General features: G+C 60.7%; 19 protein-coding genes. 6 read left to right on the top strand and 13 right to left on the bottom strand.

Features of this window, described 5'->3' with window-relative positions; genetic code table 11:
* Nucleotides 1-130: 130 nt before the first annotated feature.
* Entirely contained in the window at nucleotides 131-799 is a 669-nt protein-coding gene (locus KU43P_RS22505) for an RES family NAD+ phosphorylase (RefSeq protein ID WP_317659701.1), read from the top strand.
* Nucleotides 800-836: 37 nt separating this feature from the next.
* Here the strand turns inward: KU43P_RS22505 and KU43P_RS22510 are convergent, their stop codons facing one another.
* The 4 genes from KU43P_RS22510 to KU43P_RS22525 form a co-directional block, all read right to left on the bottom strand.
* Nucleotides 837-1469: a hypothetical protein gene (locus KU43P_RS22510; RefSeq protein WP_317659702.1), complete on the bottom strand. Its 633-nt coding sequence runs from the start codon at nucleotides 1467-1469 to the stop codon at nucleotides 837-839.
* A 212-nt stretch (nucleotides 1470-1681) separates the two neighbouring features.
* Nucleotides 1682-3583, bottom strand: a complete 1902-nt coding sequence (cysN, locus tag KU43P_RS22515; protein ID WP_317659703.1) for a sulfate adenylyltransferase subunit CysN — start codon at nucleotides 3581-3583, stop codon at nucleotides 1682-1684.
* Between the two features lie 15 nt (nucleotides 3584-3598).
* Complete coding sequence (gene cysD, locus KU43P_RS22520; protein WP_009684445.1) at nucleotides 3599-4516, bottom strand: sulfate adenylyltransferase subunit CysD; 918 nt, start codon at nucleotides 4514-4516, stop codon at nucleotides 3599-3601.
* 253 nt (nucleotides 4517-4769) lie between these two features.
* Nucleotides 4770-5528 (bottom strand): Nif3-like dinuclear metal center hexameric protein, encoded by a 759-nt coding sequence (locus KU43P_RS22525; protein WP_317659704.1) that lies wholly within the window; start codon nucleotides 5526-5528, stop codon nucleotides 4770-4772.
* Between the two features lie 158 nt (nucleotides 5529-5686).
* On the opposite strand from KU43P_RS22525, the gene algW reads away from it, so the two are divergent.
* Nucleotides 5687-6847 carry a Do family serine endopeptidase AlgW gene (gene algW, locus KU43P_RS22530; protein ID WP_317659705.1) on the top strand — a complete coding sequence of 387 codons (1161 nt, stop codon included), beginning with the start codon at nucleotides 5687-5689 and terminating at the stop codon, nucleotides 6845-6847.
* Nucleotides 6848-6976: 129 nt separating this feature from the next.
* Here algW and KU43P_RS22535 read toward each other — a convergent pair whose 3' ends face one another.
* The 4 genes from KU43P_RS22535 to KU43P_RS22550 form a co-directional block, all read right to left on the bottom strand.
* Nucleotides 6977-7741, bottom strand: coding sequence for an amino acid ABC transporter ATP-binding protein (locus KU43P_RS22535; RefSeq protein WP_003251792.1), 765 nt, complete (start codon nucleotides 7739-7741; stop codon nucleotides 6977-6979).
* A gap of 10 nt (nucleotides 7742-7751) precedes the next feature.
* Nucleotides 7752-8849 (bottom strand): amino acid ABC transporter permease, encoded by a 1098-nt coding sequence (locus KU43P_RS22540; RefSeq protein WP_317659707.1) that lies wholly within the window; start codon nucleotides 8847-8849, stop codon nucleotides 7752-7754.
* A gap of 10 nt (nucleotides 8850-8859) precedes the next feature.
* The gene (locus tag KU43P_RS22545; RefSeq protein WP_317659708.1) at nucleotides 8860-10038 is read right to left on the bottom strand and encodes an amino acid ABC transporter permease; all 1179 of its coding nucleotides are present in this window, start codon (nucleotides 10036-10038) and stop codon (nucleotides 8860-8862) included.
* Nucleotides 10039-10105: 67 nt separating this feature from the next.
* Complete coding sequence (locus KU43P_RS22550; protein ID WP_317659709.1) at nucleotides 10106-11134, bottom strand: amino acid ABC transporter substrate-binding protein; 1029 nt, start codon at nucleotides 11132-11134, stop codon at nucleotides 10106-10108.
* Nucleotides 11135-11467: 333 nt separating this feature from the next.
* Between KU43P_RS22550 and KU43P_RS22555 the strand changes: the two genes are divergently transcribed.
* The gene (locus tag KU43P_RS22555) at nucleotides 11468-12124 is read left to right on the top strand and encodes an alpha/beta hydrolase (RefSeq protein ID WP_317659711.1); all 657 of its coding nucleotides are present in this window, start codon (nucleotides 11468-11470) and stop codon (nucleotides 12122-12124) included.
* A gap of 100 nt (nucleotides 12125-12224) precedes the next feature.
* Nucleotides 12225-13685 carry an ATP-dependent RNA helicase RhlB gene (gene rhlB / locus KU43P_RS22560; protein WP_317659713.1) on the top strand — a complete coding sequence of 487 codons (1461 nt, stop codon included), beginning with the start codon at nucleotides 12225-12227 and terminating at the stop codon, nucleotides 13683-13685.
* A 129-nt stretch (nucleotides 13686-13814) separates the two neighbouring features.
* Here the strand turns inward: rhlB and moaE are convergent, their stop codons facing one another.
* From moaE to moaC, 3 genes are read right to left on the bottom strand one after another with little or no spacing between them, the layout of a single operon-like run.
* The gene (gene moaE / locus KU43P_RS22565; protein WP_317659714.1) at nucleotides 13815-14261 is read right to left on the bottom strand and encodes a molybdopterin synthase catalytic subunit MoaE; all 447 of its coding nucleotides are present in this window, start codon (nucleotides 14259-14261) and stop codon (nucleotides 13815-13817) included.
* Between the two features lie 2 nt (nucleotides 14262-14263).
* The gene (gene moaD, locus KU43P_RS22570; protein ID WP_317659716.1) at nucleotides 14264-14509 is read right to left on the bottom strand and encodes a molybdopterin converting factor subunit 1; all 246 of its coding nucleotides are present in this window, start codon (nucleotides 14507-14509) and stop codon (nucleotides 14264-14266) included.
* A complete protein-coding gene (gene moaC, locus KU43P_RS22575; RefSeq protein ID WP_317659718.1) occupies nucleotides 14509-14979 on the bottom strand; it encodes a cyclic pyranopterin monophosphate synthase MoaC in 471 nt (156 codons plus the stop codon). The genes moaD and moaC overlap by 1 nt, the downstream gene beginning before the upstream one ends.
* 242 nt (nucleotides 14980-15221) lie before the next feature.
* On the opposite strand from moaC, the gene KU43P_RS22580 reads away from it, so the two are divergent.
* A complete protein-coding gene (locus KU43P_RS22580; RefSeq protein ID WP_317659720.1) occupies nucleotides 15222-16007 on the top strand; it encodes a hypothetical protein in 786 nt (261 codons plus the stop codon).
* A gap of 152 nt (nucleotides 16008-16159) precedes the next feature.
* Here KU43P_RS22580 and KU43P_RS22585 read toward each other — a convergent pair whose 3' ends face one another.
* Nucleotides 16160-17554 (bottom strand): PhoH family protein, encoded by a 1395-nt coding sequence (locus KU43P_RS22585; RefSeq protein ID WP_176512310.1) that lies wholly within the window; start codon nucleotides 17552-17554, stop codon nucleotides 16160-16162.
* Nucleotides 17555-17835: 281 nt separating this feature from the next.
* On the bottom strand, nucleotides 17836-18963 hold the full coding sequence (locus tag KU43P_RS22590) for a polysaccharide deacetylase family protein (protein WP_317659722.1): 1128 nt from the start codon (nucleotides 18961-18963) through the stop codon (nucleotides 17836-17838).
* A gap of 136 nt (nucleotides 18964-19099) precedes the next feature.
* Here KU43P_RS22590 and yaaA point away from each other — a divergent pair, with 136 nt between their 5' ends.
* Complete coding sequence (gene yaaA / locus KU43P_RS22595) at nucleotides 19100-19879, top strand: peroxide stress protein YaaA (RefSeq protein ID WP_317659723.1); 780 nt, start codon at nucleotides 19100-19102, stop codon at nucleotides 19877-19879.
* Nucleotides 19880-20564: the final 685 nt, after the last annotated feature.

Here is a 20564-nt window from a genome sequence, read left to right on the forward strand (position 1 = left end):
AACAAGGGTGTGAAAGGCAAAGCGACTACGACCAGCACTTCCAATCCGTCGAGCCCAAGAAAGGCTAGGCGGTTCACACGGCGACTTGCCAGCTTCTTCACTCATTAGCGCGAACGGCTGGAGAGACCTCATGACTAGCACGGTTACGCAACACGACAACGACGTTGCCGGCCCAGTGCTGGAAACGCTGAGAAAATACCCGGATCTGATACGGCAGATAGCCGCTGGCACGGCTCTACACCGCGTTCAACCGTCTCGGTACGATGACAACCCCGTCAACTACCGAGCAGATTCCGATACCCGTTACGCTGACCCAGCCAAACAGATCGGCGTCTACTACCTCGGCTTTACCGCAGCAGTTGCGGTGGCCGAGACCTTCCAGCCCGGTCAAGGTGTCGACGATCAACCCGTGCGCCTTTCACGACTCGAAGCGTCCTCGCTGCATCAACTCAAGGCTGCGCGCACGTTGAAGGTGGTGGACGTAGCCGCCCTGGCGAATCGGGCCACTCATCACAAAGTGCGGGATATCGTGCAGGCCAAGGGTCAAGGTAGGCAGGGTTACGCGCTTACCCAGAAATTCAGTCAGGCGTGCATGCATCAGGGAGAAATCGACGGGCTGCTTTATCAGTCAGCGGTCTATACCGTGACCGGCACCATGGAAGGATGCAATCTGGTTTTATTCGAAGGCCGCCCAACCCAAGTCAACGCCATCAACCACCAGCGTGTGATGGAGGCGGTGCTATCGAATGGTGAAACGGCAGTAGAGTTTCTGGACAGCTTGGGCGTAGCGCTGGAGTAGGTGCACTCGAACCGGGCTTCCCATGAGCCCCCAGTTATCACTGGCCTGCGCTTAAGGCATTCGCATAATCACGTTTGATGATTTCCAGGGCATCGCTGTCGTCCAGCACGTCGAAACGTGAAACTTCGTTGCTCGGTTCACCAGGATCGGAATAGTCCATCTTGCCGACCAGATGCTGCACCAGAAAATTCATGGCCTCAGTATCGGACGGGTCGACACCGAGTGACTCGATCAGGCTTGCCACAACCGCCCTTGGCTTGTTTTCGGCAAACTGAAACGCTGGGTAGAATTTTCGGCGGTTACCCTTATTGGTGTAAGCCAGCAGCTTGCCAGCCTTGGTCTTCTGGCTCAGCGCTTGTTTCGTTATCCCCAGTATTTCGTAAGCCGCTTTAGCGTCCAGCAACTCGCAACGGCTGGCGACACGCTCGAATGCACGCGCTTTCATCCTGGCCATGGCTTCCTGGTTGCGCGTTGCGACACTGCGCTTCGAGTCGACGCCTACCTTGGCCAGTGCGGCGAACGCCTTTTCGTCCGCAAGCTCCACCGCCTTGAGCACTACCGCGTCGGATGCACGAGCAAGATGCTCCTCAAAGCGCTCCCTGAGTGCAGCTTTTGCGGCCTCGAGGCGAGCGATAGGTGTGTGGGTAGCGTTGTGTGCAGCAGTCGTCATGGCGCCTCCTCAGGGCCTGAATCGCCCCTCTGTGGACAGGCTAGACTGAGCCAAAAACCGTGTCAACTTGTCAATATGTCCATCTGTCAATAAAGCGCTTGATGCCTGTCTTGGGATTTGTGCCGGCGCTCGATCTCATGAACGCAAAAAACATCGTGCCGAGCCCAAATAAAAACCCCGCCGAAGCGGGGTTTTTCATACAGCACCAGCGCTTAGATCGCACCACGCTGACGCAGCACATCCAGCACCCGCTTCACACCCTCTTCAACACTGGTGCTCTGCGTATCGATCACCAGGTCGGCATCCAGCGGCACATCGAACGGGAAGCTTTCACCCGGGATGTTCTCGCCACCGGCCGCATACAGGCCTTGCGGGTCACGCTCGCGGCAGGCCAGCGGAGAAGCCTGGACGTAAACGGTCACCAGACGCTCCTTGCCGATCAGTGCCTTGGCCTGCTCACGGCCTTCGGCATCCGGGGCCACGAAGGCGGCCAGGGTCAGCAGGCCGGCTTCGTTGAACTGGCGCGCCACATGGGCGGCGCGGCGCCAGTTCTCGGTGCGGCCGGCGCGGTCCTGAGGCAGGCCCTTGTTCAGGTCGTGGCGCAGGTTCTGGCCATCGAGCACGTACACCGCACGGCCCATGTCGAACAGCTTGCGCTCCACAGCGTAGGCCAGGGTGCTCTTGCCCGCGCCGGACAGGCCGCTGAACAAGACGGTGGCCGGCTGCTGACCGAAGCGCAGGGCGCGCTCTTCGGTGGACACGTGAGCCTGCTTGCCATGCTGGCCGGTGCTGCCATGCGGCAATACGGGCGGGGCGATGATCATGCCGGCACCGACGGTGCCGTTGGTCAGGCGGTCGATGACAATGAAGGCACCCGTGGTGCGGTTGCTGTCGTAACCGTCCAGAGCGATCGAAGCATCCAAGGCAACCTTGACGCGGCCGATCTCGTTCAGCTGCAGCGCGCTGGCAGCGCCCTGCTCCAGGGTGTTCACATCCACCTTGTGGGTGATGCTAGCAATCGAGCCCGGCACGTAGCTGGTGGCGCGCTTGATGTCGTATTTCTTGCCCGGCAGCATCGGCTCTTCGGCCATCCACACCAGCATGGCGTCGAACTGGTCGGTTACCGGGGGAACGTTGTCGGCGTGCACCAGCAGGTCGCCACGGGAGATGTCGATCTCGTCTTCCATGGTCAGGGTCACGGCCTGGCCTGGGCCGGCGTTCTCTAGCTCACCTTCGTAGGTGACGATGGACTTGACCCGGCTGCTCTTGCCCGACGGCAATACCACGATATCGTCGCCCTTGTGCACCACGCCGCTGGCGATGGTACCGGCGAAACCGCGGAAGTTCAGGTTCGGGCGGTTGACGTACTGCACCGGGAAACGCAGGTCGGTGACGTTGCGGTCGGCCGACACTTCGACGGTTTCCAGAATTTCCATCAGCGCAGGGCCGGTGTACCACGGCGAACGCTCGCTGCGGTTGACCACGTTGTCGCCCTTGAGCGCCGACATCGGCACGAAGTGCAGGCTCGATGGCTGCAGGTTGATGGCTTCGGCGAACTTCAGGTAGTCGGCCTTGATCGACTCGAAGACCTGCTCGTCGAAGCCCTTGAGGTCCATCTTATTGACCGCGACGACGATGTGCTTGATGCCCAGAAGCGAAGCGATGTAGCTGTGCCGGCGAGTCTGGGTCTGCACGCCATAGCGGGCATCGACCAGGATGATCGCCAGGTCGCAGGTCGAAGCACCGGTGGCCATGTTGCGGGTGTACTGCTCGTGGCCCGGGGTGTCGGCGATGATGAACTTGCGCTTGGCGGTGGAGAAGTAGCGGTAGGCCACATCGATGGTGATGCCCTGCTCACGCTCGGCCTGCAGGCCATCGACCAGCAGCGCCAGGTCGACTTCTTCGCCGGTGGTACCGGATTTCTTCGAATCACGGGTGATGGCCTCGAGGTGGTCCTCGTAGATCATCTTCGAGTCGTGCAGCAGGCGCCCGATCAGGGTGCTCTTACCGTCGTCGACGTTGCCGCAGGTCAGGAAACGCAGCAGTTCCTTGCGCTCGTGCTGGGCCAGGTAGGCGAGGATGTCCTCGCTGATCAGATCAGATTGGTGCGACATGGAGTAACCCTGAAATTAGAAGTAGCCTTGGCGTTTCTTGTCTTCCATGGAACCGGCGCCATCGTGGTCGATGACACGGCCCTGGCGTTCGGACGTACGGGTCAGGAGCATTTCCTGAATGATGTCCGTCAGGGTCTCGGCTTCCGACTCGACCGCACCCGTCAACGGGTAGCAGCCCAGGGTACGGAAACGCACCTTCTTCTTGACGATGCGCGCCTTCTCTTCCTCGGAAAGGTGCTCAAGGATGCGCTCGTCGTCGATCATGATCAGGGTGCCATTCTTCTCGATCACTTCACGCTCGGCGGCGAAGTACAGCGGCACGATCGGGATACCTTCGAGGTAGATGTACTGCCAGATGTCCAGCTCGGTCCAGTTGGACAGCGGGAACACACGGATCGACTCGCCCTTGTTGACCTTGCCGTTGTACACGTTCCACAGCTCTGGGCGCTGGTTCTTCGGGTCCCAGCGGTGCTTGCTGTCACGGAACGAGTACACGCGTTCCTTGGCCCGCGACTTCTCTTCGTCGCGGCGCGCACCACCGAAGGCGGCGTCGAAACCATGCTTGTCCAGCGCCTGCTTGAGGCCCTGGGTCTTCATGATGTCGGTGTGCTTGGAGCTGCCATGGGTGAACGGGTTGATGCCCTGCGCCACACCCTCGGGGTTGACGTGGGTGATCAGCTCCAGGCCCATTTCCTCGACCATCTTGTCGCGGAAGCGGTACATCTCCTGGAATTTCCACTGGGTGTCGACGTGCATCACCGGGAACGGCAGCTTGCCCGGGAAGAAGGCCTTGCGCGCCAGGTGCAGCATCACGGCGGAATCCTTGCCGATCGAGTACAGCATCACCGGGTTGTCGAACTCGGCGGCCACCTCGCGGATGATGTGGATGCTCTCCGCCTCCAGCTGTTTCAAGTGCGTCAGTTTGTCGACCATGGCTACTCACGAAAAACGATCTTATGGACGGCCTGCGGGCCGTGTTCGAGCGAGCCACTTTATCACAGCAGCTGATTCTATTTAGGAGGCGGGCTAGATCGAAAAAGTCTAACGATATGACTGGGGGTTTGGCTGATTTGGAGCCGTTTTGCGGCCCGATCGCCGGCAAGCCGGCTCCCACAGATTCTCTACAAGGCGTGAAACCTGTTGTGTATCAGTGGGAGCCGGCTTGCCGGCGATCGGGCCCTTGCGGTCAGATCGGATTTGGGCAATCGATGAACAGGTGCTCCAAGGCAAATCGCCGTGCCAGGTAATCCCCCAGCGCCTGCACGCCATAGCGCTCGGTGGCATGGTGCCCGGCGGCAATGAAACTGACGCCATTCTCGCGGGCACTGTGGAACGTCTGCTCGGACGCCTCGCCACTGATGAACAGGTCGACCCCGGCAGCGATGGCGGTGTCGATATAACCCTGCCCGCCACCGGTGCACCAGCCGACCCGGCGAATCATCTCATCGCCTTCGACCAGCAGCGGCTCGCGCCCCATCACCTCCTGCACCCGTCGAGCGAAATCGCGCGCGGTCATCGGCTCGGCCAGGGAACCGACCAGGCCCACCACCTTCGGGTTTGCCGGGTCCAGCGGCCCTTCCACGGTGATGTCCAGTTGACGCGCCAACTGCACGTTGTTGCCCACCTCCGGGTGCACGTCCAGGGGCAAGTGGAACGCCAGCAGGCTGATATCGTGCTTGAGCAGCGTCTTCAGGCGGCGCTGCTTGATCCCGGTGATGCACGGGTTCTCACCCTTCCAGAAATACCCATGGTGCACCAGCACCAGGTCGGCCTGGGCCTCGACCGCTGCATCCAGCAACGCCTGGCTGGCAGTAACGCCCGAAACGATGCGGCTGATTTGTGGCCGGCCTTCGACCTGCAGGCCATTGGGGCAGTAATCCTGGATCTTCGCGCTGCCCAGGTAGCGCTCGGCTTCCTCGACCAGGGTATTGAGGGCGACGGCCATGGAAAATCTCCTCGAAATCTGCACGTTCAACGGGAACAACGCCCGTATAATGGCCGCCATTATGGGCCGTCGCCGGCGTTGGGGAAACCGGTGTATGATCGCGCGCGTTCGCGCTCTGGCGCGCTGATCTGGCCCTTGCCCACTCCCAGGATTCGTTCATGTTCAAGGCTTTGCGTTATTTTGGCTGGCCCCTGCTTACCGGCGTATTGATCGCCATGCTGATCATCCAGCGATTCCCGGAGTGGGTCGGCCTGCCCAGCCAGGACGTCAACCTGCAACAGGCACCGCAGACCACGAAAATCATGCAGGGCCCGGTGTCCTACGCCGACGCCGTGACCCTGGCCGCGCCGGCGGTGGTCAACCTGTACACCACCAAGGTGGTCAACAAGAGCGCCCACCCGCTGTTCGAAGACCCGCAGTTCCGCCGTTTCTTCGGTGACAACCTGCCCAAGCAGCGGCGCTGGGAGTCGAGCCTGGGGTCGGCGGTGATAATGAGCCCGGAGGGCTACCTGCTGACCAACAACCACGTCACCAGCGGCGCCGACCAGATCGTGGTGGCACTCAAGGATGGCCGTGAGACGCTGGCCCGGGTGATTGGCAGCGACCCCGAGACCGACCTCGCGGTGCTGAAGATCGACCTGAAGAACCTGCCCGCGATCACCATCGGCCGCTCCGACAACATCCATATCGGCGACGTGACCCTGGCCATCGGCAACCCCTTCGGTGTCGGCCAGACCGTGACCATGGGCATCATCAGTGCCACTGGCCGCAACCAGCTTGGCCTGAACAACTACGAAGACTTCATTCAGACCGATGCCGCAATCAACCCGGGCAACTCCGGCGGTGCGCTGGTGGATGCCAATGGCAATCTGGTCGGCATCAACACGGCGATCTTCTCCAAGTCCGGCGGCTCCCAGGGCATCGGCTTCGCCATCCCGGTCAAGCTGGCGCTGGAGGTGATGAAGTCGATCGTCGAGCACGGCCAGGTGATCCGTGGCTGGCTGGGCATCGAGGTACAGCCGTTGAGCCAGGAGCTTGCCGAGTCGTTTGGCATGCAAGGGCGTCCGGGCATCGTGGTGGCGGGGATCTTCCGCGATGGGCCGGCGCAGAAGGCAGGGCTGCAGTTGGGCGACGTGATCCTGAGCATAAACGGCGAGCCCGCAGGCGATGGGCGCAAGTCGATGAACCAGGTGGCGCGGATCAAGCCCAACGAGAAGATCACCATCGAGGTGATGCGCAATGGGCAGCAGCTGAAGCTGGTTGCCGAGGTGGGGCTGCGGCCGCCGCCGGCGCCGGCTGCGGCTCAGGAAGAGAAGTAAAGCAGGGGCTGCTTTGCAGCCCATCGCCGGCAAGCCGGCTCCCACAGGGGTTGCACAGGGTTCAAGGGCGGTGCAGTACCTGTGGGAGCCGGCTTGCCGGCGATGGGCCGCAACGCGGCCCCAACAGCATCAATGCAGAATCTGGCTCAGGAACAACTTGGTCCGATCACTGCGCGGCCGGTCGAAGAAATCATCCGGCGCCGCCTGTTCCACGATCTCCCCCTTGTCCATGAAGATCACTCGATTCGCCACGGTGCGGGCAAAGCCCATCTCGTGAGTCACGCAGAGCATGGTCATGCCGTCTTCGGCCAGGCCAACCATGGTGTCCAGCACCTCCTTGACCATTTCCGGGTCGAGCGCCGACGTCGGCTCGTCGAACAGCATGATCTTCGGCTTCATGCACAGTGCGCGGGCAATTGCCACGCGCTGCTGCTGGCCACCGGACAACTGCCCCGGATACTTGTGCGCCTGCTCCGGAATGCGTACCCGCTCCAGGTAGTGCATGGCGATTTCCTCGGCCTTGCGCCGCGGCATCTTGCGCACCCACATGGGGGCCAGGGTGCAGTTCTCGAGGATGCTCAGGTGCGGGAACAGGTTGAAGTGCTGGAACACCATGCCCACCTCACGGCGGATCGCTTCGATCTGCTTGAGGTCATTGGTCAGCTCCACGCCATCGACCACGATGCGACCTTGCTGGTGTTCTTCCAGCCGGTTGAGGCAGCGGATGGTGGTGGACTTGCCCGAGCCGGACGGCCCACATAGCACGATACGCTCACCCTGGCGCACGTTCAGGTTGATGTCCTTGAGCACATGGAACTGGCCGTACCATTTGTTCACGCCCTGCATCTGGATGATGCCTTCGGGGCCGGCAGGCTGCTTGATCGCTTCACTCATTTCGAAACTCCTAACGCTTGTGGCCAGTGTCCAGCTTGCGCTCCAGGTGCATGGAGTAGCGGGACATACCGAAACAGAAAATCCAGAACACCAGGGCCGCAAACACATAGCCCTCGGTAGCCATGCCCAGCCAGGCCGGGTCTGCCGCGGCCTGCTTGACGCTGTTGAGCAGGTCGAACAGGCCGATGATGATCACAAGGCTTGTGTCCTTGAACAGGGCGATGAAAGTGTTGACGATGCCGGGGATCACCAGCTTGAGCGCCTGCGGCAGGATCACCAGGCCCATCGAGCGCCAGTAGCCCAGGCCCATGGCCGCAGCAGCTTCGTACTGGCCCTTGGGGATGGCCTGCAGGCCGCCGCGCACCACTTCGGCGATGTAAGCCGACTGGAACAGGATCACACCGATCATCGCTCGCAGCAGCTTGTCGAAGCTCATGCCTTCAGGCAGGAACAGCGGCAGCATCACCGACGACATGAACAGCACGGTAATCAGCGGCACGCCGCGCCAGAACTCGATGAAGGTCACGCACACCACCTTCACCGCCGGCATGCGCGAACGCCGCCCGAGGGCCAGCAGGATGCCTAGCGGCAAGGCACCGACGATGCCCACGGTGGCGATCACCAAGGTCAGCATCAGCCCGCCCCACTGGCTGGTGGGGACCGTGTCCAGGCCCAGGTAACCACCGTGCAGCAGGGTGTAGGCCAGGATTGGGTACAGCACCAGGAAGCCCAGGCCGTAGATAGCCTTGCGCGGGAAACGCTTGATGAACAGCGGCGCGGCACCGAGTACCGCCAGCCACACGGTCAGGTCCACGCGCCAGCGCAGTTCGACTGGGTAGTAGCCGTACATGAACTGGCCGAAGCGCTGCTGGACGAACACCCAGCAGGCGCCCTCCTTCGTGCAGTCGGCGCGGGTGGTGCCGACCCAGTTGGCATCGATGAACGCCCATTGCACCAACGGCGGCACGATCAGCCACACCAGGTACAGGGCGAACAGGGTCAGCAGGGTGTTGAGCCAGCTGGAAAACAGATTGGCCCGCATCCATGCGAGCACGCCGACGGTCTTCACCGGTGGCGGCATGTCAGGTTTGAAAACATGGGCATTCACGGGCGTATCCTCACCGCTCGATCAGCGCAATGCGCTTGTTGTACCAGTTCATCAGCAGCGAAATGCTGATGCTGATGGCGAGATAGACACTCATGGTGATGGCAATCACCTCGATGGCCTGGCCGGTCTGGTTGAGCACGGTACCGGCGAACAGCGAGACCATCTCCGGGTAGCCGATACCGGCCGCCAGCGATGAGTTCTTCGCCAGGTTCAGGTACTGGCTGGTCAACGGCGGAATGATCACCCGCAGGGCCTGGGGGATGATCACCTTGCGCAGGGTCGGGCCCTCGCGCAGGCCTAGCGAGCGTGCGGCTTCGGTCTGGCCATGGCTGACCGAACGAATGCCGGAGCGCACGATTTCCGCGATGAACGCGGCGGTATAGATGGTCAGCGCCAAGGTCAGTGCCAGCAGTTCGGGGATCAGCACCCAGCCGCCTACGAAGTTGAAGCCCTTCAGTTGCGGCACTTCCCAGTGCACCGGGCTGCCGAACAGCAGCACGCACGCACCCGGAATCACCAGCAGCAGCGCCAGGCCGACCCAGAACTTGTGGAACGGCTCACCCGTCTCGTTGAAGCGCTTGTTGGCATAACGCACCATCGCCACGATGGCTGCCAACGCCAGCACCAGCGCCACCACGAACGGCCAGAAGCCATCGGCCATGGAAGCACCCGGCATGTTCAGGCCACGGTTACTGATGAAGAACGTGTCGTCGATATTGATGCTGCCCCGTGGCCCCGGCAGGGTCAGGAACACGGCGAAATACCAGAACAGAATCTGCAGCAGCGGCGGAATGTTACGGAAGGTCTCGACATAGACCGTCGCCAGCTTGTTGATCATCCAATTGGGTGACAACCGCGCCACTCCGATGATGAAGCCGAGAATGGTCGCCAGGATGACGCCGATGAACGTAACCAACAGGGTATTGAGCAGGCCGATGACGAACACCCGCGCGTAGCTGTCGGACTCCACGTAGGGGATCAGGTGCTGGGCAATGCCGAAGCCGGCACTGCGCTCGAGGAAGTCGAAACCGGAGGTGATGCCCCGATGCTGCAAGTTGGTTTGAGTGTTGTGGAACAGGTACCAGCCCAGCCCCACCACGAAGATGATCGTGAGAATCTGAAACAACCACGCGCGCACACGTGGATCATTAAGGGAAAGCCCCTTTTGTGCGCCGATTCGATTTTGCATGAAGTGCCCCGGACAGTAGGGATTCGAACAGCCTGCGGCGGCGGGATGCCGCCGCAGGGTGCAACCATCAGCGCACAGGTGGCGCGTACTGGATGCCGCCGTTGTTCCACAGGGCGTTCATGCCACGGTCGATCTTCAGGTCGGTGCTCTGGCCCAGGTTCTTCTCGAACACTTCACCATAGTTGCCGACTTGCTTGACGATCTGCACTACCCAGTCCTTGGGCAGCTTGAGGTCCTTGCCGTATTCGCCATCGGCGCCGAGCAGGCGAGCGACGTCCGGGTTCTTGGTCGACTTGGCTTCGGCCTCGACGTTCTTGCTGGTGATGCCTGCCTCTTCGGCGTTGAGCATGGCGAACAGGGTCCACTTGACGATGCTGAACCACTCCTCGTCACCCTTGCGCACCACCGGGCCCAGCGGCTCCTTGGAGATGGTTTCAGGAAGCACGACGTAGTCGGTCGGTGCGGCCAGCTTGGAGCGCTGGGCGAACAGCTGCGACTTGTCCGAGGTCAGCACGTCGCAGCGGCCCGACTCCAGCGACTTGGCGCTCTCGTCGGAAGTGTCGAAGGTGATTGGGGTGTACTTCAGACCATTGGCGCGGAAGAAGTCGGACACGTTCAGCTCGGTGGTGGTGCCGGCCTGGATACAGATGGTCGCGCCATCCAGTTCCTTGGCACTGGAAACACCCAGCTTCTTGTTGACCAGGAAACCAACGCCGTCGTAATAGGTGACGCCCGCGAATACCAGGCCCATGCCGGCATCGCGCGAGCTGGTCCAGGTGGTGTTGCGCGACAGCACGTCGACTTCGCCGGACTGCAGCGCAGTGAAGCGCTCCTTGGCGTTGAGCTGGCTGAACTTGACCTTGGTGGCGTCACCGAACACGGCAGCGGCCACGGCGCGGCAGACGTCGGCATCGATACCGACGATCTTGCCCTGCGCATCAGGTACCGAGAAGCCTGGAAGACCGTCGCTCACGCCACACTGGACGAAGCCCTTCTTCTTTACCGCATCAAGCGTGGCGCCGGCCTGGGCATTGCTTACGGCGCCCAGTGCGGCAGCAGCGGTGAGGACTGCCAGGGTGGTTTTCAACATCTTCATTCACAACCTCCAAATCGCTCTTGTTGTACCGAGCCGGAATTGCACCGCACCCTTATGAGGCGCATCCGACCCGTGTTGGCTTGTTATTGGGTCAATTGGCGCAATGGGCCGTTCTATGACAGCCTTCGCTTACAAAGGGTGTTACCGTCTGGGCTTACCCCTTCGCATCGAAGGTTTCATAGCAAAGCGCGTACCACAGTCGAAGGCTGGAGCGTTTAAGCAATCGTCAAGTACTGAAACTTGTATCGTTGCGACATTCTTTTTCTGACAATTAATTCCTACGCCTCTTTTTCAAGCACTTAATAACAAGGCACGCACACTTTCGGAGCAGTCATGACCAACCCGCTGATTCTCGAACCGCAGAAAACCGCAGACGCCTGTGTGATCTGGTTGCACGGCCTGGGTGCCGACCGTTACGACTTCCTACCGGTGGCTGAATTCATGCAGGAACGACTGCTCAGCACCCGCTTCGTCATGCCGCAGGCACCGACCCGCCCGGTGACCATCAACGGTGGTTATGCCATGCCCAGCTGGTACGACATCAAGGCCATGACCCCGGCCCGTGCCATCGACGAAGTGCAACTCGACACCTCGGCCGATCAGGTGATCGAACTGATCAAGGCCGAACAGGCCAAGGGCGTCAGCTTGTCGCGGATCTTCCTGGCCGGCTTCTCCCAGGGCGGTGCCGTGGTGCTGCACACTGCTTATATAAGGTGGCAGGAAGCCTTGGGTGGGGTAATCGCGCTGTCCACTTACGCGCCCACCTTCACCGACGCCCACCAGCTCAGCGCCTGCCAGCAACGCACCCCGGCCCTGTGCCTGCACGGTGTGCACGACTCGGTGGTGATTCCGGCCATGGGCCGCACCGCCTTCGAATACCTGAACACCTGGGGCGTCGCCGCGCGCTGGCACGAGTACCCGATGGAGCATGAAGTGGCCATCGAGGAACTGAGCGACATCCACGACTGGTTGAGCAAGCAGTTGCAATAAGCGGGCTCTACTGTAGTTGTGGGAGTATTCCGCTACGCCGCGCCCGGTTCTTGCATTACACTGCCGGGCGTACATTCCTTAACCAGTTGACGAGACGATCGTGCTCAAGGCACTCAAGAAAATATTCGGCAAGGGAGACGCCGCGCCTCAGGCCGTCGCTCCTGCTGCCAGCGTCACGCCGCCTGCGCCCGCCGCAGCCCCTGCGGCTCAGCCCGGGCCGCGGCGCGAGCCAGCCCACGGCAAACCCAGCGCCAAGGTCGAAACGCCCGCCCCCCTCCCTGCCGCCGAAAAATCGGCCAAGGACAAGCCGCGCCGCGAACGCAAGCCCAAACCCCAGGCCAGCCTGTGGAAGCCGGAAGACTTCGTGGTCGAGCCGCAAGAAGGCAAGACCCGCTTCCATGACTTCAAGCTCTCCAACGAGCTGATGCATGCCATCCACGACCTCGGCTTCCCATACTGCACGCCGATCCAGGCCCAGGTACTGGGCTACACCCTGCGTGGCCAGGATGCCATCGGCCGCGCCCAGACCGGTACCGGCAAGACCGCCGCATTCCTCATTTCGATCATCTCCCAGTTGCAGCAGACGCCGCCGCCCAAGGAACGCTACATGGGCGAACCGCGCGCGCTGATCATCGCGCCGACCCGCGAACTGGTGGTGCAGATCGCCAAAGACGCCGTTGCCCTGACCAAGTACACCGGCCTGAACGTCATGAGCTTCGTCGGCGGCATGGACTTCGACAAGCAGCTCAAGGCCCTGGAAGCTCGCCATTGCGACATCCTGGTGGCCACCCCGGGTCGCCTGCTGGACTTCAACCAGCGCGGCGAGGTGCACCTGGACATGGTCGAGGTGATGGTGCTGGACGAAGCCGACCGCATGCTCGACATGGGTTTCATCCCCCAGGTACGGCAGATCATTCGCCAGACCCCACCCAAGAGCGAGCGCCAGACGCTGTTGTTCTCCGCCACCTTCACCGACGACGTGATGAACCTGGCCAAGCAGTGGACCACCAACCCGGCCGTGGTCGAGATCGAACCGGAAAACGTCGCCAGCGAAACCGTCGAGCAACACGTCTATGCGGTGGCCGGCAGCGACAAGTACAAGCTGCTGTACAACCTGGTGACCCAGAACAAATGGGAACGGGTGATGGTGTTCGCCAACCGCAAGGACGAAGTGCGACGCATCGAGGAGAAGCTGGTACGCGACGGCATCAATGCCGCGCAATTGTCGGGCGATGTGCCGCAGCACAAGCGTATCCGCACCCTGGAAAGCTTCCGCGAAGGCCGCATCACCGTGCTGGTGGCCACCGACGTGGCTGGTCGCGGGATTCACATCGATGGCATCAGCCATGTGATCAACTTCACCCTGCCGGAAGATCCGGATGACTACGTGCACCGTATTGGCCGTACCGGCCGGGCGGGCACCAGTGGTGTGTCGATCAGCTTTGCGGGCGAGGATGACTCCTACCAGCTGCCGGCGATCGAAGAGCTGCTGGGGCGCAAGATCAAGTGCGAGATGCCGCCGGATGAGCTATTGAAGCCGGTGCCGCGCAAGCATCATTGATGCATGGGGCTGCTCTGCAGCCCAATCGCCGGCAAGCCGGCTCCCACATTGCCCTTGAGAACTGTGAAGGTCCTGTGGGAGCCGGCTTGCCGGCGATCCGGGGCAAAGCCCCGGCCATCCCCTTGAAGCCTACCAGCGCCTTGCCGCCGCCTGGTCACTCTGCTTCCCTTCCACCCATCTCGGCCCTTCCTGGGTATTTTCCTTCTTCCAGAACGGCGCCCGGGTCTTCAGGTAGTCCATGATGAAGTTGCAGGCATCGAACGCCGCCTGCCGATGGGCACTGGCCACCCCCACGAACACGATCGGCTCACCCGGCTCCAGCGCCCCGATCCGGTGCATCACCTCGACCTTGAGCAACGGCCAGCGCTGTTCGGCCTCGACCACGATCTTGGCCAGGGCCTTCTCAGTCATGCCCGGGTAGTGCTCGAGGAACATCCCGGCCACATCGAGCCCGTCGTTGAAATCGCGCACATAGCCAACAAAACTGACCACAGCGCCCACACCGACATTCGCGGCATGCATGGCATTGACCTCAAGCCCCGGGTCGAACGCCGATTCCTGCACTCGAACAGCCATCTTCAGCCTCCGGTCACCGGTGGGAAGAACGCCACCTCATCGCCTTCTTCCAACGGCTCGTCGAGCCTGCACAACTCTTCGTTGCGTGCGCACATCAGGTTCTGCTCGGCCAGCACCTCGTACTGCCCGCCCTTGGCTACCAGTGCCTGGCGCACATCGTCGAGCGCCTTGAAATCACCCTCCAGACGCTCGGCATCTACGCCCAACAACTCCCGGTAGCGGGCGAAGTACATCACCTTGACCTTCATCACGCCTCCGCCTTGTAGTGGCCGCTCTTGCCGCCGAGCTTCTCCAGCAGGCGCACCTGCTCGATGACCATGCCCTTGTCCACGGCCTTGCACATGTCGTAGATCGTCAACGCGGCAACGCTGGCGGCAGTCAGTGCCTCCATTTCCACACCGGTCTGCCCGGCCAGCTTGCAGCGCGCGACGATACGCACCGCATCCACGCCTTCGGCGCTCAGCTCGACCTTGACGCTGGTCAGCATCAGCGGGTGGCACAGTGGGATCAGGTCGCTGGTCTTCTTCGCCGCCTGGATGCCGGCAATGCGCGCCACGGCGAACACATCGCCCTTGGGATGCTCGCCGTCGACGATCATCTGCAAGGTCTGCGGCAACATTCGCACGCGCGCCTCGGCAATCGCCTCGCGTGCGGTAACGGCTTTTTCAGTGACGTCGACCATGTTGGCGCGCCCCTGGGAATCGAGATGGGTCAGCACTGCTCTGCTCCTGTGAAGGGAGCTCTTAGCTTAAACCTTCAGGTCAGGATTTACTTCACTGATCAACCAGTCTCTTGCATCCAAGCAAGCATCGCGCCAGCTACCCAAGACTCGAGCGCTGGACACCTTCACCCTTGAAGAGCACGAGTGAGTTGCAACAGTCTTCACCTGATATTTTTGTCAGTTATGCCAATTCAATCAAAGGCGTAAATTTCGAGGCTCACATGATGAGGTATTGACGAATGGCAATCTCGAAACCGCTTCTCTTCCACGTACAGAGGCGAGCGCTGCCTGCGCCTACTGTTCCACAAGCTCAGGCAGGTATTATCGACGCTCCGGATGTACCCGCTCAGATGGTCATACCTGCTGAGGCGGGGCTTCAACCAGGAGACAGTGTCCGCGCCGTCATGGGCCCACTGTTTAGCCAAGTGCAACAAGTCAAACCCGGCGTTCAAACAATTATCGATATCCCCGCTTCCCAGCTTTGGCAGCTGGACGGGCAAGGATCAGCCGTCTGGGCCTACGAGGTCATGGTAAACAACAACTGGCAGCGGTCCTCTCCCATCATGATTGCAGTTACCACCAAGGTGAACCAGGAAAATTGGGTAGGAGAAAGCTATCGCGAAATGCGAGTAGGCAGTAGCGCAACCTTTATCAATTCCAGAGTCACGCTTACTTTTCTCAGAACTTCGGATCTGGCAATAGTAATCCAAAACCGCAGATTGTTTATTGGGAGATTCAGCCAATCACGGTATGTTTTCCCGAGCAGCTTTACTACTTTCAGTGGCCACGTAGCGAACATTCACAACACCGCGCCTGCAGCCCATACCCTGAATTTTTACGACCAGGAAGGGGGATATATCGGCAATCTTCACCTCCCTTACACAGGCACCTCATCACTGCCTTTTACCTACTCTTCCCCAACTCGCCAGCGGATCTGGCGAGTTGAGCTAATTGCAGGCGCTGAACCCATAGGGGGGGGAATCAATGATACGGGGTTTCATTTTGACGACTTTTCTTGGAAGTAGCTCCAAAAAAAGTCGCTATGCTGTTTCTGGCCAGGCCATGGGTCACCCGACGATCACAGAGCTAACTTGTCGCACGCTTCGATAAATCCTTTTTCAACCGTATGAATTTGCAAGCCTGCATGTGCAGGCTTGCAACATTTTGCACTTCAACGTTACAGATGCGACTCGGCGTACTCGGCCAGCACCGAGCGAGGCACACCCTGCAAGGTGATGTGCACGCCATGGGGGAAGTCCTTGAAGCGCTCGGTCAGGTAGGTCAGGCCCGAGCTGGTCGCGGACAGGTAAGGGGTGTCGATCTGCGCCAGGTTGCCCAGGCAGACCACCTTGGAGCCGGAGCCGGCACGGGTGATGATGGTTTTCATCTGGTGCGGGGTCAGGTTCTGGCATTCGTCGATCAGGATCAGGCTCTGCTGGAAGCTGCGACCGCGAATGTAGTTCAGCGACTTGAACTGCAACGGCACCCTTTCGAGGATGTACTCGACGCTGCCGTGGGTACTTTCGTCATCCATGTGCAAGGCTTCGAGGTTGTCGGTGATGGCGCCCAGCCAGGGCTCCATCTTCTCTGCCTCGGTGCCCGGCAGGAAGCCGATTTCCTGGTCCAGCCCCTGCACGCTGCGCGTGGCGATGATACGACGGTAGCGCTTGCTGACCATGGTCTGCTCGATGGCCGCAGCCAGCGCCAGGATGGTCTTGCCGGAGCCGGCGGCGCCGGTCAGGTTGACCAGGTGGATATCCGGGTCGAGCAGCGCGAACAGCGCCAGGCTCTGGTGGATGTCCCGTGGTTTGAGGCCCCAGGCCTCCTGGTGCAACAGCGGTTCCTGGTGCAGGTCGAGCAACAGCAGTTCGTCGTTACGGATGCCCTTGACCCAGCCGACGAAACCCTGCTCATCGATGATGAACTCGTTGATATGCACGGCAGGCAGGTTGTCGATCATCTGCACCCGATGCCAGGTGCGGCCGCGCTCCTGACGGGTATCCACCTTGCTGACCCGGTCCCAGAACGAGCCGGTGACCGAGTGGTAGCCCTTGGACAGCAACGACACGTCATCGACCAACTGGTCGGTGCTGTAGTCCTCGGCCGCTATCCCGCAGGCGCGCGCCTTCAGGCGCATGTTGATGTCTTTGGTGACCAGCACCACGTCCAGGTCGGCGCGCCGGCTGCGTACTTCGAGCAGGGTGTTGATGATGATGTTGTCGTTGAGGTTTTCCGGCAGCAGCTTGCTGGGTTCGTTGCGCGGGCTCATCAGGATCGACAGGTAGCCCTTGGGCCCGCTCTTGCCACGCTGGATCGGCACGCCCTGCTCGACATCGCTGGGCGAAGCGTCACCGAGGGTCTGGTCGATCAGGCGGATGGCCTGGCGACATTCGGCGGCGATGGTCTGTTTACCGGTCTTGAGCTTGTCGAGTTCCTCCAGCACCGTCATCGGAATGGCGACGTGGTGCTCCTCGAAGTTGAGCAATGCGTTGGGGTCGTGAATCAGGACGTTGGTATCGAGCACATAGAGGATTGGCTTGCTGGAGGAAGGGTTGCGTCCTTGGTCATCCATACTCGGTCACCTTATGTCGAAGCCACACGGCGCGCTCTGTTGCGCCGCAGAGTGACCGCCGGTCTTCCCGTATCCGCGTTGCTACGGGCGGGAAGCGAACCTGGCAAGGTGGGCCTGGATGACGCCACCTGTGCTGCAGGAATCGGCTGTCTGGTTTCTTCATACCGCAAAAACCATGAACGAAAAAAGCTTTTTTACGTGCTGGTGAAGTTTATTTTTCCGAATGACGAACAGGCCTTGGCGGGGACCACAGACGGGTCTACGCTCAGAAGTCAGACCCACTAGTCTCGATAGCCGTATTCTCGGCAATCCTCCCAGCCGATTCCGCTCTGCGCCGTGTTGCGCAGCAACCATTCCACCGCTGGTTGCGCTTTGGGCAGGGCGTCGTGGAACTGGATCACCCCCTTGCGCCACAGCAACATCAAGGTCACTACCCGCTGTGCCGAGGCCTCTGCGCTCAGGGCGCTATCATCCTGGGCATCTATATCCCAAAGCGATACCCGTAGCTGCTGGCTGGCCATGAACGCTTCACCATCGGAGCGGCGCTGCCCATAGGGCGGGCGGAACAACGGCACATACTGCTCCGGCAGGTCAGCCTTTACCCGTGCCTGGCTGCGCCTGAGCGAATCCTGCCAGGCGTTCCACTGAGCATGGGAGCGGTACTCCCAGCCCTGTATACCGACGCATTGCCCGCCGTAGAGCTGGCTCAAGGCATTGGCCGGGCCGCGCTCACGGCGCTGCTGCAGGCGGTTGCCCAGGACGAAGAACGTGCCTTCCAGCTTCTGCTTGCCTAGATAGTCGGCCAGCGTATCGGTACTGCCACCTTCGGGGCCGGGGCCACCGACGAAGGTCAGCAGAAACATGCGGTCGTTCAATTCATCGCCATTGCGTTCGCGGCTGGACAGGCGTTCGACCTCACTGCTGGTCTGTGGCAACAGGGCCGCTTTGCGCAGTTGCTCATCCAGATAGCGCACGTGGAACTGGTGGCTGGGCTCGATCCAGCCCGTATAGAACGTGCCGACATCTGCTGCGAATGTCGCAGCCTGAGTACGCAAATCTGCCATTGACGCCACGGGATAGCAGAACGATGCGTCCTCCGTGCAACTGCGTTGAGCCTGCTGATAACCTTGCCACAAGCGCTGCCACATACTCGCCCTCACCGCACGAATCTTCTGCAGGTTGATCTGCCGCAGGCCCAGGCGTGCAGCCAGCGCGCCGTCGTCAAGCAGTTCGCTTTCGTGCAGCACCTGAGCAAACGAAAGGATCTCGGCACGCGAGGCCACGTCGAACAGCGCCGGGCTGTCGAGCTGTTCGGGCCACAGGCTGCGATCCAGGCTCGCCGGGGGTATGGGGGCGGCCTGGACGGTCAGGCTCAACAATGAGGCCAGCAAGGCACCGGCAATGCGCACGATGGGTCTCTCCGTGACAGCGAAACGCGCACTATAGCGCCTGCCTTGGCGATGGTCTGTGTCTATTGTCGCCATAGTTTGGCGTAGCCTGCCCCAGTCCGTAGAATCCCCGGCAACGATTCCAGGAGCCGACCCGATGCTGACGGTGATTTCACCCGCCAAGACCCTCGACTACGACACCAAGCCGGTCACCGACCGCTTCACCTTGCCGCAATACCTGGACGACTCGCAGCTATTGATCCAGCAACTTCGTGAACTGTCGCCGGCCCAGATCAGCGAACTGATGCACCTGTCCGACAAGCTGGCCGGCCTCAACGCCGCACGTTTCGGTAGCTGGACGCCGGATTTCACACCGGCCAATGCCAAGCAGGCATTGCTGGCGTTCAAGGGTGACGTGTACACCGGGTTGGACGCCGAAACCCTCGGCGAAGACGACTTCAGCTATGCCCAGCAGCACCTGCGCATGCTCTCGGGCCTTTACGGCCTGCTGCGTCCGCTCGACTTGATGCAGCCCTATCGCCTGGAGATGGGCACCAAGCTGGCCAACGCCCGTGGCAAGGACCTGTATGCGTTCTGGGGCACACGTATCAGCGAATGGCTGAACGAAGCCCTGGCCGAACAGGGTGATGACCTGCTGCTGAATCTGGCCTCCAACGAGTATTTCAGCGCAGTGAAACGCAGCGCCCTCAAGGGCCGGGTGATCAACGTCGACTTCAAGGACTTGAAGAACGGCCAGTACAAGATCATCAGTTTCTACGCCAAGAAAGCTCGCGGGATGATGAGCCGTTTCGTCATTCAGGAGCGCATCGGCGACCCGCAGCAGCTCAAGCAGTTCGATGTGCAGGGCTACTTCTACAGCGCCGAGCAGTCCAAGCCTGATCACCTGGTGTTCCTGCGCGATCATCCAGCCGAGTGATCCTGCAAGGGCCTCATCCCCGGCAAGCCGGCTCCCACAGACTCCACTCCATTTGAAAATGTGGCTTACCTGTGGGAGCCGGCTTGCCGGCGATGGGGCCGACAGCACCCCTCCCCCGCCCCGCAACAGGGCACACTTCAAATCGCCGCAACGTCACATTAATGACGCCAAAAAACCACCACTCCTCCCCTTATCGCCAAACGCCATAAGACCGTTCGTACTTTTTTGACGAATTTTGAAAAAATTTTTTGCATGCTGGCATAAAAACATCCCTCCTCAGTTTCACCCTTTATATACAGGGGTGAGCCCCTCCTGTGCCATCAAAGTGAAAGTATTTGCCACTGAAAAAATATTTAGAAATCTTTCATAGAGGCGCAACCCACCCCGGAACTTCTCCTGCGGCCCATCGCTCATAGTGCCGTAACGAATTTCATGCCCCTGCGGTGTGAGAGATGACTTACAGATGACAAGCGGCAGTAGTCCACTGCCCGTCCCGAGTAATTCGACAGGCGCAAAGGACTACCCCGTACGCCCTGTTCCATGGAGGAGAGACGCGCCCCTTACAAATCGTCCTAGTGGTTGATTTCAAAGGATTTATCCACTTGAAAAAACAAGCACAGCAACGCGCCAAGTAGCGCCTTGCAATAAAGACGGCTGCATTTCAGGGCACGCCTTTTAATTACTG

Origin of the sequence: Pseudomonas sp. KU43P (assembly GCF_033095865.1) — a bacterium.
In the GTDB taxonomy this organism is placed as follows: Bacteria; Pseudomonadota; Gammaproteobacteria; order Pseudomonadales; family Pseudomonadaceae; genus Aquipseudomonas.

Excerpts from the sequence above, each read along its gene's own strand:
- KU43P_RS22505 (WP_317659701.1), top strand. The coding sequence starts at position 131 with ATGACTAGCACGGTTACGCAACACGACAACGACGTTGCCGGCCCAGTG.
- KU43P_RS22510 (WP_317659702.1), bottom strand. The coding sequence starts at position 1,469 with ATGACGACTGCTGCACACAACGCTACCCACACACCTATCGCTCGCCTC.
- cysN (WP_317659703.1), bottom strand. The coding sequence starts at position 3,583 with ATGTCGCACCAATCTGATCTGATCAGCGAGGACATCCTCGCCTACCTG.
- cysD (WP_009684445.1), bottom strand. The coding sequence starts at position 4,516 with ATGGTCGACAAACTGACGCACTTGAAACAGCTGGAGGCGGAGAGCATC.
- KU43P_RS22525 (WP_317659704.1), bottom strand. The coding sequence starts at position 5,528 with ATGGCCGTCGCCCTCAATACCCTGGTCGAGGAAGCCGAGCGCTACCTG.
- algW (WP_317659705.1), top strand. The coding sequence starts at position 5,687 with ATGTTCAAGGCTTTGCGTTATTTTGGCTGGCCCCTGCTTACCGGCGTA.
- KU43P_RS22535 (WP_003251792.1), bottom strand. The coding sequence starts at position 7,741 with ATGAGTGAAGCGATCAAGCAGCCTGCCGGCCCCGAAGGCATCATCCAG.
- KU43P_RS22545 (WP_317659708.1), bottom strand. The coding sequence starts at position 10,038 with ATGCAAAATCGAATCGGCGCACAAAAGGGGCTTTCCCTTAATGATCCA.
- KU43P_RS22550 (WP_317659709.1), bottom strand. The coding sequence starts at position 11,134 with ATGAAGATGTTGAAAACCACCCTGGCAGTCCTCACCGCTGCTGCCGCA.
- KU43P_RS22555 (WP_317659711.1), top strand. The coding sequence starts at position 11,468 with ATGACCAACCCGCTGATTCTCGAACCGCAGAAAACCGCAGACGCCTGT.
- moaE (WP_317659714.1), bottom strand. The coding sequence starts at position 14,261 with ATGGCTGTTCGAGTGCAGGAATCGGCGTTCGACCCGGGGCTTGAGGTC.
- moaD (WP_317659716.1), bottom strand. The coding sequence starts at position 14,509 with ATGAAGGTCAAGGTGATGTACTTCGCCCGCTACCGGGAGTTGTTGGGC.
- KU43P_RS22580 (WP_317659720.1), top strand. The coding sequence starts at position 15,222 with ATGGCAATCTCGAAACCGCTTCTCTTCCACGTACAGAGGCGAGCGCTG.
- KU43P_RS22585 (WP_176512310.1), bottom strand. The coding sequence starts at position 17,554 with ATGGATGACCAAGGACGCAACCCTTCCTCCAGCAAGCCAATCCTCTAT.
- yaaA (WP_317659723.1), top strand. The coding sequence starts at position 19,100 with ATGCTGACGGTGATTTCACCCGCCAAGACCCTCGACTACGACACCAAG.